Raw genomic sequence first — 16,161 nt, 5'->3', positions numbered from 1 at the left:
CCCACAACGGACCTTCATGACCAACTACAGCCTGCGTGCGCGCATGATGATTTTGATCCTGGCCCCGACCGTACTCATCGGTTTGCTGCTCAGCATCTTCTTTGTCGTTCACCGCTATAACGACCTGCAGCGTCAACTCGAAGACGCTGGCGCCAGCATTATCGAACCGCTTGCCGTTTCCAGCGAATATGGAATGAATTTGCAAAATCGCGAATCCATTGGCCAGCTCATCAGCGTATTGCATCGCCGCCATTCGGATATCGTGCGGGCAATTTCGGTGTATGACGAACATAACAAACTGTTCGTGACCTCGAACTATCAGCTCGACCCGACCGAACTACGCTTGCCCAACGGGCAGCCGTTCCCCCGGCGGTTGAGCGTCGTGCGCCACGGCGACATCATGATTTTACGCACGCCGATTATCTCAGAACATTATTCACCGGATGAATCCCCGCAATCCGAGGCAAAAACCCCAGTCAATATGTTGGGCTACGTCGCGCTGGAGCTGGATCTCCGTTCCGTGCGGCTTCAGCAGTACAAAGAGATTTTCATCTCCAGCGTGATGATGCTGTTCTGTATCGGTATAGCGCTGATCTTCGGCTGGCGTTTGATGCGCGACGTAACCGGGCCGATTCGCAACATGGTGAACACGGTTGACCGCATCCGCCGGGGACAACTCGATAGCCGCGTGGAAGGCTTTATGCTGGGCGAGCTGGATATGCTGAAAAATGGCATTAACTCGATGGCGATGTCGCTTGCGGCCTATCATGAGGAGATGCAGCACAACGTCGACCAGGCCACCTCAGACCTGCGTGAGACGCTGGAGCAGATGGAGATTCAAAACGTTGAGCTGGATCTCGCCAAAAAGCGCGCCCAGGAAGCGGCGCGCATTAAGTCTGAGTTTCTTGCCAACATGTCGCACGAATTGCGTACCCCGCTCAACGGCGTCATCGGCTTTACCCGTCTGACGCTGAAAAGCGAGCTGAATCCCACTCAGCGTGACCACCTGAATACCATTGAGCGTTCGGCGAATAACCTGCTGGCGATCATCAACGATGTGCTCGACTTCTCGAAACTGGAAGCCGGTAAACTGATTCTGGAAAGCATTCCGTTCCCGCTGCGTAACTCGCTGGATGAAGTGGTGACACTGCTTGCCCACTCCGCTCATGATAAAGGGCTGGAGCTGACCCTCAATATCAAAAACGATGTGCCGGATAACGTGATTGGCGACCCGCTACGCTTACAGCAGGTGATCACCAACCTGGTCGGCAACGCGATTAAATTTACCGAGCACGGCAACATTGACGTGCTGGTTGAGAAACGCGCGCTTAGCAACAACAAAGTGCAAATCGAAGTGCAAATTCGCGACACGGGAATTGGCATTCCAGAGCGCGATCAGTCGCGGCTGTTCCAGGCATTCCGTCAGGCCGACGCCAGTATTTCTCGCCGCCACGGCGGCACCGGGCTGGGATTAGTGATCACCCAGAAACTGGTGAAAGAGATGGGCGGAGATATCTCCTTCCACAGCCAACCCAATCGTGGTTCAACCTTCTGGTTCAATATTAATCTGGATCTGAATCCGAATGTGATCTCCGACGGGCCCTCCACACAGTGCCTGAAAGGCAAACGCCTGGCGTATGTGGAAGCCAATGCCGCGGCGGCCCAGGCCACGCTGGATATGCTGGCTTCAACGCCGCTGGAAGTCATTTACAGCCAGACCTTCTCTGCACTTCCCGTTGAGCATTACGATATGATGCTGGCGGCGATTCCGGTGTCGGTTCGCGATCTTGCGCACCATCGAGAGAAACTCGCCCAGGCGCGCGCCATGACCGATTATCTTCTGCTGGCGTTGCCGTGCCACGCGCAGGTGGATGCCGAAGCATTGAAAAAAGAGGGGGCGGCGGCCTGTCTGCTCAAACCGCTCACCTCCACGCGTCTGCTGCCCGCGCTTACGGATTTCTGTCACCTTACCGAGCCGGCGCTCATCCCGCAGGACAACGATTCGCGTCTCGCCATGACGGTGATGGCGGTGGACGATAACCCGGCGAATCTTAAGCTTATCGGTGCCCTGCTCAGCGATCAGGTACAGCACGTTGAGCTGTGTGAAAGCGGCAAGCAGGCCATTGAACGCGCCCGGGAAATGCAGTTTGACCTGATCCTGATGGATATTCAGATGCCGGATATCGACGGCATTCGCGCCTGTGAATTGATTCGCCAGTTGCCGCATCAACAGCAAACGCCAGTGATTGCGGTAACTGCGCACGCGATGGCCGGGCAGAAAGAAAAGCTGCTGAGCGCGGGCATGAACGATTATCTGGCAAAACCGATAGAAGAGGATAAGCTGCATAATCTTCTGCTGCGGTATAAACCGGGGCTATCTGCGGCGGCACTGCCGACGGCGTCTGAACCCATAGAACCTGCTATCGATCTCAATACCACGCTCGACTGGCAGTTGGCACTGCGTCAGGCCGCGTATAAACCAGATCTTGCACGCGAGATGCTGCAAATGCTGGTCGCGTTCCTGCCAGAGGTGCGTAATAAGGTAGAGGAGCAACTGGTGGGTGAAGAACCGGAAAATCTGGTGGATGCCATCCATAAACTGCACGGTAGTTGTGGCTACAGCGGCGTGCCGCGCCTGAAGCACTTATGTCATCTGATTGAAGGGCAACTGCGCAACGGTACGCCGGCGGAAGATCTGGAGCCGGAGTTCCTGGAATTGCTGGATGAGATGGATAACGTGACGCGCGAAACGAAGAAGATGTTGGGGTGAGTGCTTGCTATCGCCCCCTCCCTTAAGGGAGAGGGGACAGACCGTGCTAATATCGTAGAATTGTGCGGGTTTTCTCCCTCTCCCTGTGGGAGAGGGCCGGGGTGAGGGGAAAAAACTACAACCTTTCTCCCATCCTCAACACCGCCGCGATATTCCGCGCCGCCATAAACAGATTATCTTCGGCATCCCGCAAGGCTTCTTCCAGCGTGCAGATACGATACAGCACGCTAAACACCGCATCTAACCCATGCTCATGCACGACGCCGACATCCGGCGTCAGACTACCGCCAATCGCGATGACCGGTACGTTATAGCGCTTTGCCACGCGTGCCACACCTACCGGTACTTTGCCGTGAATGGTCTGACTGTCGATACGCCCTTCCCCGGTAATCACCAAATCAGCGTCAGCCACCAGCTTGTCGAGATGCAGCGCGTCGGTGACAATTTCGATGCCAGGGCGAAGCTCTGCGCCGCAGAAGGCGTACAGCGCCGCCCCCATACCGCCCGCCGCACCGCCGCCTTCCAGCGTCAGCACGTCAATATCCAGACAACGTTTCACGCACTGCGCGTAATGTTCAAGCGCCGTATCAAGGCGGGTAATCATCTCGGGCGTAGCGCCTTTTTGCGGGCCAAACACAGCGGAAGCGCCTTCTTCGCCCGTCAATGGGTTGGTGACGTCACAGGCGACTTCAATACGGCACTCAGCCAGCCGTGCATCCAGTTCGCTGATATCAATACGTTCCAGCGTCTCCAGCCCTGCGCCGCCCGGGGCAATGGCCTGGTTATCCGCGGTCAGCAACTTGACGCCCAGCGCCTGGGCCATGCCTGCGCCGCCGTCATTGGTCGCGCTGCCGCCGAGGCCAATAATAATATGCTTTACGCCCGCATCTAAGGCGTGGCGAATCAGTTCCCCAGTTCCCCAGGACGTTGTGGTAAGCGGGCAGCGTTTGTCCGTCGGAACAAGCTCCAGCCCGCTTGCCGCCGCCATTTCAATAAAAGCGCTCTGCTCATCGCCAGACAAGCCGTAAAAACCCTGCACCGTGTCGCCCAGCGGGCCGGTAACCTCGACTTCGACGACGCGCCCCTGAGTAGCGGCAACCATCGCTTCGACGGTGCCTTCACCGCCATCCGCAACGGGAAGTTGATGATAATCCGCGTCGGGGTAAACTTCGCGAAAACCCCGCTCGATGGCTCCCGCCACCTCCAGCGCGCTCAGGCTTTCCTTGTATGAATCCGGGGCAATTACAATCTTCATTGGCTGTCCTTATGCGTCGGGAGTGCCATGATCTTACATCTGAATCAGAAAAAATGCCGACCCCGGCAGGGATCGGCATTTTGATTAACGCACCATGCAAGGGCGCTTATTATCGAACGTCCAGTTCGGGATGAGATACTGCATGCCCATCGCGTCATCGCGTGCGCCCAGCCCGTGTTTCTTATACAACTCGTTGGCCTGCATAACGCGGTCCATATCGAGTTCCACGCCCAGGCCTGCCGTAGTCGGCACCTGCACCATCCCGCCCTTGATTTCAAACGGTTGTTTGGTGAGGCGCTGATTCCCTTCCTGCCAGATCCAGTGAGTGTCAATCGCAGTCACATTCCCCGGCGCGGCAGCGGCCACGTGGGTGAACATCGCCAGCGAAACGTCAAAGTGATTGTTGGAGTGTGAGCCCCAGGTCAGGCCGAATTCATGACACATCTGCGCCACGCGCACCGAGCCCTGCATAGTCCAGAAGTGCGGGTCCGCCAGCGGAATATCGACAGATTGCAGCGAAAGCGTGTGGCCCATCTGACGCCAGTCGGTGGCGATCATATTGGTCGCAGTCGGCAGGCCGGTGGCACGACGGAATTCCGCCATCACCTCACGTCCGGAGAAGCCCTGCTCCGCACCACACGGATCTTCCGCATACGCCAGCACGCCCTTCAAATATTTGCCGATTTTAATCGCTTCGTTGAGCGACCAGGCGCCGTTCGGATCGAGCGTGACGCGCGCCTGTGGGAAGCGTTTCGCCAGCGCCACTATCGACTCGGCCTCTTCTTCCCCGGCCAGCACGCCGCCCTTCAGTTTAAAGTCGTTAAAACCATATTTTTCATACGCCGCTTCCGCCAGGCGCACGACCGCATCCGGGGTCATCGCTTCGTCGTGGCGCAGGCGATACCAGTCACACTTTTCATCCGGCTGGCTCTGATACGGTAGTGGTGTCGCTTTGCGGTTGCCGACGAAGAACAGGTAGCCGAGCATTTCCACTTCGCTACGTTGCTGACCATCGCCCAGCAGGGAAGCCACGTTTACGCCCAGATGCTGACCGAGCAGGTCGAGCATCGCGGACTCAATACCGGTGACCACATGAATGGTGGTACGCAGGTCGAAGGTTTGCAGCCCACGGCCGCCGGAATCACGATCGGCAAAGGTATTACGCACCTGCGTCAGGACGTTCTTGTATTCGCCCAGCGTTTTACCGACTACCAGCGGGATCGCATCTTCAAGCGTGGTGCGGATCTTCTCGCCGCCAGGGATTTCCCCCACGCCCGTATGGCCGGAATTGTCTTTAATCACCACAATGTTGCGGGTAAAGAACGGCGCGTGCGCCCCGCTCAGGTTCATCAGCATACTGTCGTGGCCCGCAACCGGGATGACCTGCATGGAAGTAACAACTGGCGTTGAATGTTGAGACATGATTCAGTCCTTTTTTAATGAGTTGCGGCCGAAAACAGGACGTTTGCGGTCGAATGTCCAGCCGGGGATCAGATACTGCATCGGGCCGGCGTCATTACGCGCGCCGCCCGGCAGTCTTTTGTAGGCGTCATGTGCCTTTTGTACCTGATCCCAGTCCAGCTCTACGCCCAGCCCGGGCGCATCGGGAACGGCAATTTTGCCGTCGGTAATCTGGAGCGGATTTTTGGTCAGGCGCGCATCGCCCTCCTGCCAGATCCAGTGGGTATCAATCGCCGTCGGGTTACCGGGTGCTGCCGCGCCCACATGGGTAAACATCGCCAGCGAGATGTCGAAATGGTTGTTGGAGTGGCAACCCCAGGTCAGCCCCCAGTCGTCGCACAGTTGCGCGACACGCACTGCGCCGGAGAGTGTCCAGAAGTGCGGGTCTGCCAGCGGAATGTCTACTGCGTTGAGCATCACCGCATGGCCCATTTCGCGCCAGTTGGTGGCAATCATATTGGTCGCAACCGGCAGGCCAGTTGCGCGGCGGAATTCCGCCATCACTTCGCGCCCGGAAAAGCCCTGCTCGGCGCCACACGGATCTTCCGCGTAGGTCAGGACATCATTGAGACCTTTGCACAGTGAGATGGCTTCATCAAGCAACCAGGCACCGTTGGGATCGACGGTGATACGCGCATCCGGAAAGCGTTTTTTCAGCGCCTTCACCGATTCAATTTCCTGTTCCCCCGGCAGCACGCCGCCCTTCAGTTTGAAATCTTTAAAGCCATAGCGATCCTGCGAGGCTTCCGCCAAACGCACCACCGCATCGCTGGAGAGCGCTTCCTGGTGACGCAGATGATACCAGTCATGATTGCCGGGCGTGCTTTCCAGATACGGCAAATCCGTTTTGCGACGGTCACCGACGTAGAAGAGATAGCCCAGTACCGTCACCGCATCACGCTGCTTACCTGGGCCCAGCAGTTCACAAACCGGGACATTGAGCACCTTGCCAAGCAGGTCGAGCAGTGCCGCTTCCAGCGCTGCCACAGCATTAACCCGCAGCTCAAACGTCCACGCGCCTTTGCCGAAGGTGTCAAAATCTGCCGCCTGGTTGCCTTTATGCACCTGCTGAACCACTTTATTCAACCGGGCTACTTCCTGCCCCAGTACCATCGGAATGGCATCCACCAGCGTCTGGTAAATCACTTCACCACCAGGCGCTTCCCCCACGCCGGTATTCCCGGCGTTATCGGTCAGCACCACGATATTACGGGTGAAATAGGCATTATGCGCGCCGCCAATATTGAGCAGCATACTGTCATGCCCGGCGACGGGAATGACTTTCATATCGGTGATGATCGGGCTGGATTGCGTTGTCATGATGCTTGCCCCGCAACAGGTTTCAGTTCGATACGTTTAATGTCACCGACCAGCACGAGATAGCTCAACACGGCCACCAGCGCATGCACTCCAACATAAATCAGCGCACCGTTAAACGAGCCCGTGGTACCCACGATATAGCCAATTGCGATTGGCGTGACGATACCGGAAATATTGCCGAACATATTGAACAAACCGCCGGAGAGACCGCTTATCTCTTTCGGTGCGGTATCGGCCATCACCGCCCACCCCAGCGCGCCAATCCCTTTACCGAAGAAGGCCAGCGCCATAAAGCCGATGATCATCCACTCAACGTTCACGTAGTTACAGAACACCATCACCATCGACATCAGCATACCGAGCACGATCGGGGTTTTGCGGGCGATATTCAGCGAGCCTGTGCGACGCATCAGCCAGTCGGAGATAATGCCGCCCAGCACGCCGCCCGCGAAGCCGCAAATCGCCGGGACAGAGGCCACGAATCCCGCTTTCAGAATCGACATGCCGCGCGCCTGCACCAGATAAACCGGGAACCAGGTGATAAAGAAATACGTCAGGGCGTTGATGCAGTACTGGCCGATATAAACGCCAATCATCATACGTGAGCCCAGCAACTGCTTGATTTGCCCCCACTTAACGCTTAACGGTACTTTCGCCTTTGCGCCCTTTTGATCCATATTGATCAGCGCGCCGCCTTCCGCGATGTATTCAAGCTCTTTTTTGTTCACACCCGGATGTTGATTGGGTTCGTGGATCACTTTCAGCCAGATAAAGCTGATGACGATCCCCAATCCGCCCATGAAAAAGAAGACGTGCGACCAACCCACCTCATGAGTCAACCAGCCCATGATCGGCGCGAAAATAACCGTGGCGAAGTACTGTGCGGAGTTAAAAATCGCTACTGCCGTCCCCCTCTCCTGTGCCGGGAACCATGCCGCGACGATTCGACTGTTACCGGGGAAGGAAGGCGCTTCCGCAAGACCGACCAGGAAACGCAGGGTAAACAGCGCGACGATGATACCAAACCCGCTGAAGATATCGACGAAGCCCTGCAGAAGCGTAAACATCGACCAGATGAAGATTGACCAGAAGTAGACGCGTTTCGAACCGAAGCGGTCAAGTAGCCAGCCGCCCGGTATTTGACCGATAACATAGGCCCATGAGAATGCGGAGAAAACGTAACCCATACCCACCGCATCGAGGCCAATATCTTTCGCCATCTCCGAGCCGGCGATAGACAAGGTGGCGCGGTCGCCGTAGTTGAAGGACGTGACGATGAACAACATCACCACTATCCAGTAACGAGCATTGGTGCGCTTTTCCGCCCCGCTCGCAGCCTGACTTAATGAACTCATTGTTGTACTCCTGAATTATAGCTTTCGGCTACATTCACTCTGAACAGCACAACCTGTAGGGTAATCAGAATGACGTATTTGTGTTTTTATCGCAGCGTATCGTTATGTCTTGCTGACTGCGTTTTATAACTGGCTCAGGAAGTATAAAAAGAGGTCACCTGTGGCTCACCGTGCATCTTCACAGCATTCACGCGGTAAATAAAAGAGATTTATGGCTTCTGCACAACGCGCTGGAAGGTACCTCACGGAAATGAAAACCTTTTGCGGGAAGCGTGTGTAATAAGCATCGGGAAAGGCAGAATGTGAAACGGCTCTCTTGACGCAGTGAAAACGCCCTGCGCTAAGACTTTATTAATTAGGCAAATATTGGCATTCGCCTGAAGCAGATGGGGAAAATGAGGAATAAAATAGTGAAAGCTGCTGGTGCAGCGAACTGGCGATTTAAGGGAGCGCCCTCTGCGTAGGGAGAGGGCGACACCTTACTTAAGCAACGTTGCCCACTGCTCAACCCACGGGTTCGACACGCCTTCTGGTTCTGGGTCTTCGCTGGCATCGATCATCAGCATTTCGCCAATGCGCTGCGCGCCCTGTTCCTGTAGCAGTGCATCAAACGTTTTCCCGCCGCCGCAGAAATTAGCGTAGGTGCTGTCACCCAGCGCAATAATGCCGTAGCGCAGATGTGGCTGATACATATCTTTGAGATCGTTAAACAGCGGCATGATACTGTCCGGCAAATCGCCCTGCCCGGTTGTGGAGGTCACCACCAGTACATATTTGCCGACGTACTCTTCCCATTCGCTGACCTGCGGGTCTTCAAACACCTTGGCGGTATGGCCCTGATTGCCCAGGATCGCCTGCGCTTCTTCAGCGACTAACAGCGAATTGCCATACATGGTGCCAACAAAAATCCCTACTTCAGCCATGATTTAACTCCCTGTTTACTTTCAGATGATCTCATCCTGACCGCTGTTGGCAACAAACTCAACCCTTTCGTTATCGGGGAGAAGCCCGCGCCAGCCAAAGTGTGACAAGGCCTGCATCCAGGTGTCGTCAAGCCCGGCGCGCAGCGTAAGTGGTTCGCCGGTAAACGGATGCGTCAGCGAAAGGGAACTGGCGTGCAGCATCAGGCGCTGGCAGCCAAAATGTTCCGCCGCGCTGCGGTTCTGACGCAAATCACCGTGTTTACTGTCACCGATAATGGGATGACGCAAATGCGCCAGATGGCGGCGCAACTGGTGTTTACGTCCGGTTTTCGGTTCCAGCTCAACCAGCCCGTAACGGGTCGTTGGGTAGCGCCCGGTAGCGACCGGCATTTCGACTGTTGCCAGTCCGCGATAATGTGTGACCGCAGGCTGCGGATCTTTGTTCTCTTTCGCGAATTTATCGGCGATTTTGTCGAGTTCTTCCACCAGCGGGTAATCAAGCACCGCATCGTCCATTAGCCAGCCACGTACGATAGCGTGATAGCGTTTCTGCATTTGATGCTGCTCAAACTGCTGAGACAACAAACGCCCCGCCTCGCTGGAAAGCCCCATCAGCAGAACGCCGGAGGTCGGGCGATCGAGGCGGTGGGCAGTAAACACGTGCTGACCAATCTGGTCGCGCACCGTTTGCATCACCACCACTTTTTCGTCGCGATCGAGCCAGCTGCGGTGAACCAGCCAGCCGGAAGGTTTATTGACGGCCACCAGCCACTCATCCTGATAAATAATTTCCACCATCAGTGAGCGTCATCAGCAAAGAAGGCGTCCAGCTTTTGCAGCTCGATCAGGATGATATCGCGCTGCGGATGCTGTGCATCCAGCGCCATTTCATAATACGGCGCGATGGCAAAACTTTGCGGCAGCGGTTGGCCGTTATCCAGCAGTTGATGCATGCGCGGAATCAATACCCACTGCAACCACTCCAGCGGCTCCAGCGTGTCCATGCAAAACGGTTGGTCGCTGGTAAATTTGCTTTCATGCGGCGCTTCGTCCTGCCAGTGTTGATGCAGGCGCAGCATCGCTTCAATGGCTTGCAGTTGTTCGCGCAGGTTATCGTGAAGTGTCATGGGTACCTCGATGGAAACGAAATCGCGTGCAGGATACACCAGCCGGACGCAAAACAAAAAAAGGGAGCACTGTATAAACAGTGCTCCCGGTTCGTTTCGCAGCATTCCAGCTACTTTTCGTGCTCCCTGCTCGTCCGTGACAACTTTTCCTGCGGCCTTGCGGCCTGTTCATCCGTAAACTGTTGCGTCCTGCTCACACCACCCCGATGCGAATCTACCCAATCCCTGAGTATGTCCTGAACTTCTTGCTCCACCAGGCATCCTGTCTGGCTCTCATTCTCCATCCTGGAGGTGTCCTTTAACGCGTCCTGCGTTATCCTTTTGCCTCGTCCTGAAGCCTATCCTTGTTACACCATCCTGGCGTATCCACTTACCTCATCCTGAGGCCTATCCCTGAAGCACCGTCCTGGTGTGTCCTGTTTGAAGTGTCATCATCCTGATGTTCACTTCACTGTGCGACTCCTTGTCGACGGACATAGAATCGCTTATTCCGCCCCGTCTTACAAGGGCTCTTCAGGCAATCCTGTAAGGAGATTTTCATATGAAAGAGCCTAAGAAAAATCTTAATAAGCTGATTTATAAGGAAAACATAATAATGCTTCAGTCGCTGTCCTACTTACAGCCTGGCGATCTCCTACAAGGCTTGTAAGAGATCTCTCACAAGCTCTCGGGCAAAGTGGATTACAAATCGGGGTCTAGTTGAGTGAGGAAGCTCTCAAGAGAGGGGGCGAGAGTCTGGCGCTTACGGGTGCCTAGCGTCTCTTTAAGCACTTCGCCGGTCAGATTACAGACGGAAATCACGTCCAGTTCACTGTCGAGCGTGGCAATGAAAAGCGTTGGTGATAGCTTCAGGCGTTTCTGAGTGACTAAGTGACCAATCAGATTCTCCTGCACGCGGCGAAAATCGTCCGGGCTCCATACCTGTAGCAGCGTCAGTCGTTGTCCGGCAAAACGGGCTTCCATGTCGCCAGCATACTGAGTGGTATAATAAGTATGAAGCGGTGGTTGTACCACAATGTCCAATGCACGTTCAACGGCATTTACATTCTGCTCACCGCTAAAGGGCAACGGTTGCCAAAAAACCGCGTCGTCGGTGGTACTGACGATGCAGGGAGACGCTACGCCAAACAGCTCTTCGCTGCGCGGCCAGCAGTGATTCTGCTGCTGCCAGGCGTCGCAATAACGTTGGGTAAAGGCTTTAAGCGCTTCTGCGGTCTGAAGGTCCACCGATTTCTCTCTTCTGGTTAGTCAGGTTACACTTGGCGCATAGTCTACCTGCTTTATAACGGTGAAACATGTCTTCTTATGATAATCATCAGGCGCTGACGGGCCTGACGCTCGGTAAATCAACGGATTACCGCGACACTTACGATGCCGGATTATTACAGGGCGTTCCGCGTAGCCTGAATCGCGATCCGCTGGGCCTGCGTGCCGATGCGTTGCCATTCCACGGCGCCGATATCTGGACATTGTATGAGCTCTCCTGGCTCAACGCCAAAGGGTTGCCGCAGGTGGCCGTCGGTCACGTCGAGTTGCGCCACACCACCGTCAATCTGGTTGAGTCCAAAAGCTTTAAGCTGTACCTGAACAGTTTTAACCAGACGCGTTTTGGATCATGGGACGATGTTCGCCAAACACTGGAGCGCGATCTCAGCGCCTGCGCACAGGGAGACGTCACCGTTTCGCTTTATCGTCTGGATGAAATTGAAGGGCAGCCTATCGCCCACTTCCACGGCACCTGCATTGATAATCAGGATATCGAGATTGATAACTATCAGTTCAATGCCGATTACCTGCTGAACTCCACTGGCAGCAAAAAAGTGGAAGAGACGCTGGTTAGTCATCTGCTGAAATCCAACTGCCTGATTACCCACCAGCCAGACTGGGGCTCCGTGCAAATCCAGTATCGCGGGCCGCAGATTGACCGCGAAAAACTGCTGCGTTATCTGGTGTCGTTCCGTCACCATAACGAGTTCCACGAACAGTGCGTCGAGCGTATTTTCAGCGATATTCTGCGCTTCTGTCAGCCGGAAAGCCTGAGCGTTTATGCACGCTATACCCGTCGCGGCGGGTTAGATATCAACCCATGGCGTTCGAATACGGACTTTGTGCCAGCTATTGGGCGACTGGTCAGGCAGTAAGTTCCCCCCCTCACCCTAACCCTCTCCCACGGGGAGAGGGGACCGATTGTGCACCTTGTTACATTCAGCGCGGTTTTCTCCCTCTCCCTCTGGGAAGGAGGAGTGATTGTGCACATTGTTACGTTCAGCGCAGTTTTCTCCCTCTCACTGTGGGAAGGAGGAGTGATTGTGCACATTGTTACGTTCAGCGCAGTTTCTCCCTCTCCCTGTGGGAAGGAGGAGTGATTGTGCACATTGTTACGTTCAGCGCGGTTTTCTCCCTCTCCCTGTGGGAAGGAGGACTGATTGTGCACATTGTTACGTTCAGCGTAGTTTTCTCCCTCTTCCTGTGGGAAGGAGGAGTGATTGTGCACCTTGTTACGTTCAGCGCAGTTTTCTCCCTCTCCCTGTGGGAGAGGGCCGGGGTGAGGGGAAGCTCCTCACAAACCTAAATAATTTCTCAATTTGCAACCATTCTCCCACACAGGATGGTTGTAGTATTCCTACAGGCAAGGCTATTGTAATCAGCAGGGAAGACGATTCTCGTCCCGTAAGGAGCTCACTTGATTACACATATTAGCCCGCTTGGCTCAATGGATATGTTGTCGCAGCTGGAAGTCGACATGCTTAAACGCACGGCCAGCAGCGACCTGTACCATCTGTTTCGTAACTGCTCGCTGGCGGTACTGAATTCAGGCAGCCTGACCGATAACAGTAAAGAATTGCTGTCCCGTTTTGAGAATTTCGATATTAACGTGCTGCGCCGCGAGCGCGGCGTGAAGCTGGAACTCATCAACCCGCCAGAAGAGGCGTTTGTTGATGGCCATATTATTCGCTCGCTGCAGGCCAACCTGTTTGCCGTTCTGCGCGATATCCTGTTCGTTTATGGCCAAATCCACAACACCGTACGCTTCCCGAATCTTGATCTGGAAAGCTCTACGCATATTACTAACCTGGTCTTCAGCATTCTGCGCAACGCCCGTGCGCTACACGTCGGCGAAGCGCCAAGTATGGTCGTTTGCTGGGGCGGTCACTCGATTAACGAAAACGAGTACCTCTACGCGCGCCGCGTGGGGAATCAGCTTGGCCTGCGCGAACTGAATATCTGCACCGGCTGCGGCCCTGGTGCAATGGAAGCGCCCATGAAAGGTGCGGCGGTTGGTCACGCACAGCAGCGTTACAAAGAAGGCCGTTTTATTGGCATGACTGAACCGTCAATCATCGCCGCTGAGCCACCTAACCCGCTGGTTAACGAGCTGATTATCATGCCGGATATCGAAAAACGTCTCGAAGCGTTTGTTCGGATTGCGCACGGCATCATAATCTTCCCCGGCGGCGTCGGTACAGCGGAAGAACTGCTGTATCTCCTTGGTATTCTGATGAACCCGGCGAACAAAAATCAGGTGCTACCGCTCATCCTTACCGGGCCGAAAGAGAGCGCCGATTACTTCCGCGTGCTGGATGAGTTTATCGTCCATACGCTGGGTGAAAGCGCGCGTCGTCACTACAAAATCATCATCGACGACGCCGCGGAAGTGGCCCGTCAGATGAAGAAAGCGATGCCGCTGGTGAAAGAAAACCGCCGTGATACGGGTGATGCTTATAGCTTTAACTGGTCGATTAAAATCGCGCCAGATCTGCAGATGCCGTTCGAACCGACCCACGAAAACATGGCGAACCTGAAACTTTATCCGGACCAGCCGGTTGAAGTCCTCGCCGCTGACCTGCGCCGCGCCTTCTCGGGTATCGTCGCCGGTAATGTGAAGGAAGTAGGTATTCGGGCTATCGAAGAGTTTGGGCCGTACAAAATCCACGGCGACAAAGCGATGATGCGCCGCATGGATGATCTGTTGCAGGGCTTTGTCGCCCAGCACCGTATGAAGCTGCCAGGCTCCGCTTATATCCCTTGCTACGAAATCATGGCCTGATAAAGCCTGCCACCATGTCGCCCGCCTGCCGGGCGACTTATCCCTTCCTGGCCGTTGAATCTATTAGCATAAAACGCCACCCCGTTACGTTTATCCCCTCACTTCATCTAATGGCGTTGAACTAAAAATGACAACAATTCCTTATTGTTAATCACTCAATCCCGGGCGTTTGCCTGAAGACCAAAGCGTGAATTATTAACAACAAAGAGAAATAAACCGTCTAAAACGCTATTTTTAATACTTTTATTAGTGCAATCCGCGTATTTACACTCCTGCCTATTTACCAACCATACTGCTAATGCTAGCTTTCGCGCCCATAAATTTCCGCCTAAATAACAATCACAGGCAGATGAACTGCAAACACAGCGAAGAGGAGTGAATTATTACATTTGGGATCATGATCACTGATAGATTCATCAGTTAAATGTATCTTTCCGCCCCGTCGTAGTGATGGGTGGAAAATCATAAAAAAACCGTCACTGAAAAGATTTCATATTACTGTCGGTCTTAATTCCATTGGATTTAACTAAAAACCGGCAATTTTAGTCCTCCAGGAGATACAGATGGAAAGCACTCAAACCAGCACCATCGCGTCAACACAATCCGCTAGCGGATGGCGCAAAACAGATACCATGTGGATGCTGGGTCTGTACGGTACAGCAATCGGCGCGGGCGTTCTGTTCCTGCCGATCAACGCAGGCGTCGGCGGTATGATCCCGCTGATTATCATGGCCATTCTTGCCTTCCCAATGACCTTCTTCGCACACCGCGGTCTGACCCGCTTCGTGCTGTCCGGTAAAAATCCGGGTGAAGACATCACGGAAGTGGTTGAAGAACACTTCGGCGTGGGCGCAGGTAAACTGATTACCCTGCTCTACTTCTTCGCTATCTATCCGATTCTGTTGGTATACAGCGTAGCCATCACCAACACCGTAGAAAGCTTCATGACGCACCAGCTGCAGATGACTGCTCCGCCGCGTGCGATTCTGTCGCTGATTCTGATCGTCGGTATGATGACCATCGTGCGCTTCGGCGAGCAGATGATTGTTAAAGCGATGAGTATTCTGGTGTTCCCGTTCGTAGCAGCCCTGATGCTACTGGCTCTGTACCTCATCCCACAGTGGAACGGCGCGGCGCTGGAAACCCTGTCCCTGAGCTCTGCGACCTCTACCGGTAACGGTCTGTGGATGACACTGTGGCTGGCAATCCCGGTTATGGTCTTCTCCTTCAACCACTCACCGATCATCTCCTCTTTCGCCGTCGCGAAACGTGAAGAGTACGGTCAGGGTGCTGAGAAGAAGTGTTCTAAAATCCTGGCTTGCGCGCACATCATGATGGTGCTGACCGTAATGTTCTTCGTCTTCAGCTGCGTACTGAGCCTGACTCCGGCAGACCTGGCGGCGGCGAAAGCACAGAACATCTCGATTCTGTCTTACCTGGCGAACCACTTTAACGTCTCCTTCATCGAATGGATGGCGCCAATCATCGCGATTATCGCTATCACGAAATCGTTCCTGGGCCACTACCTGGGCGCACGTGAAGGCTTCAACGGGATGGTGATTAAGTCTCTGCGTGGCAAAGGCAAATCCATCGAAATCAACAAACTGAACAAAATCACTGCGCTGTTCATGCTGGTTACCACCTGGATTGTGGCAACCCTGAACCCAAGCATCCTGGGTATGATTGAAACCCTGGGCGGCCCGGTTATCGCGATGATTCTGTTCCTGATGCCGATGTATGCAATTCAGAAAGTACCGGCGATGCGTAAATACAGCGGCCACATCAGCAACGTATTCGTTGTGGTTATGGGTCTGATTGCTATCTCCGCTATCTTCTACTCTCTGTTCAGCTAATCCCCCGCGCCGCCTTCGGGCGGCGCGTCTCTTCTTCTCCTACAGCAAT

General features: G+C 54.6%; 12 protein-coding genes. 4 read left to right on the top strand and 8 right to left on the bottom strand.

What is annotated here, in order from left to right; all coding sequences use genetic code 11:
• Nucleotides 1-16 precede the first annotated feature (16 nt).
• Entirely contained in the window at nt 17-2,770 is a 2,754-nt protein-coding gene (gene barA / locus ACOXYR_RS03280; protein WP_421356364.1) for a two-component sensor histidine kinase BarA, read from the top strand.
• A 115-nt stretch (nt 2,771-2,885) separates the two neighbouring features.
• Here the strand turns inward: barA and ACOXYR_RS03275 are convergent, their stop codons facing one another.
• The 8 genes from ACOXYR_RS03275 to syd form a co-directional block, all read right to left on the bottom strand.
• A complete protein-coding gene (locus ACOXYR_RS03275; protein ID WP_108476350.1) occupies nt 2,886-4,025 on the bottom strand; it encodes a glycerate kinase in 1,140 nt (379 codons plus the stop codon).
• 84 nt (nt 4,026-4,109) lie between these two features.
• Nucleotides 4,110-5,450, bottom strand: coding sequence for a glucarate dehydratase (gudD, locus tag ACOXYR_RS03270; protein WP_421356374.1), 1,341 nt, complete (start codon nt 5,448-5,450; stop codon nt 4,110-4,112).
• Nucleotides 5,451-6,806, bottom strand: coding sequence for an enolase C-terminal domain-like protein (locus ACOXYR_RS03265; protein ID WP_421356363.1), 1,356 nt, complete (start codon nt 6,804-6,806; stop codon nt 5,451-5,453).
• Nucleotides 6,803-8,161 (bottom strand): galactarate/glucarate/glycerate transporter GudP, encoded by a 1,359-nt coding sequence (gudP, locus tag ACOXYR_RS03260; RefSeq protein WP_108476347.1) that lies wholly within the window; start codon nt 8,159-8,161, stop codon nt 6,803-6,805. Before gudP ends, ACOXYR_RS03265 begins: the two co-directional genes overlap by 4 nt.
• A gap of 479 nt (nt 8,162-8,640) precedes the next feature.
• Complete coding sequence (locus ACOXYR_RS03255) at nt 8,641-9,084, bottom strand: flavodoxin (RefSeq protein ID WP_108476346.1); 444 nt, start codon at nt 9,082-9,084, stop codon at nt 8,641-8,643.
• Nucleotides 9,085-9,105: 21 nt separating this feature from the next.
• On the bottom strand, nt 9,106-9,882 hold the full coding sequence (gene truC / locus ACOXYR_RS03250) for a tRNA pseudouridine(65) synthase TruC (protein WP_421356362.1): 777 nt from the start codon (nt 9,880-9,882) through the stop codon (nt 9,106-9,108).
• Entirely contained in the window at nt 9,882-10,211 is a 330-nt protein-coding gene (locus ACOXYR_RS03245; protein WP_108476344.1) for a YqcC family protein, read from the bottom strand. Before ACOXYR_RS03245 ends, truC begins: the two co-directional genes overlap by 1 nt.
• A gap of 681 nt (nt 10,212-10,892) precedes the next feature.
• Complete coding sequence (gene syd, locus ACOXYR_RS03240) at nt 10,893-11,438, bottom strand: SecY-interacting protein (RefSeq protein WP_189623939.1); 546 nt, start codon at nt 11,436-11,438, stop codon at nt 10,893-10,895.
• Nucleotides 11,439-11,506: 68 nt separating this feature from the next.
• Here syd and queF point away from each other — a divergent pair, with 68 nt between their 5' ends.
• The 3 genes from queF to ACOXYR_RS03225 all read left to right on the top strand — a co-directional run bounded on the left by queF (nt 11,507) and on the right by ACOXYR_RS03225 (nt 16,112).
• The gene (queF, locus tag ACOXYR_RS03235) at nt 11,507-12,352 is read left to right on the top strand and encodes an NADPH-dependent 7-cyano-7-deazaguanine reductase QueF (RefSeq protein WP_407731509.1); all 846 of its coding nucleotides are present in this window, start codon (nt 11,507-11,509) and stop codon (nt 12,350-12,352) included.
• A 542-nt stretch (nt 12,353-12,894) separates the two neighbouring features.
• A complete protein-coding gene (gene ppnN, locus ACOXYR_RS03230) occupies nt 12,895-14,259 on the top strand; it encodes a nucleotide 5'-monophosphate nucleosidase PpnN (RefSeq protein ID WP_108476340.1) in 1,365 nt (454 codons plus the stop codon).
• A gap of 563 nt (nt 14,260-14,822) precedes the next feature.
• Nucleotides 14,823-16,112, top strand: a complete 1,290-nt coding sequence (locus tag ACOXYR_RS03225; protein ID WP_108476339.1) for an HAAAP family serine/threonine permease — start codon at nt 14,823-14,825, stop codon at nt 16,110-16,112.
• Nucleotides 16,113-16,161: the final 49 nt, after the last annotated feature.

The organism is Pseudocitrobacter faecalis, from assembly GCF_965231525.1.
GTDB classification, from domain to species: Bacteria; Pseudomonadota; Gammaproteobacteria; order Enterobacterales; family Enterobacteriaceae; genus Pseudocitrobacter; species Pseudocitrobacter faecalis.
This window is presented reverse-complemented; position numbering and strand designations above follow the sequence as displayed.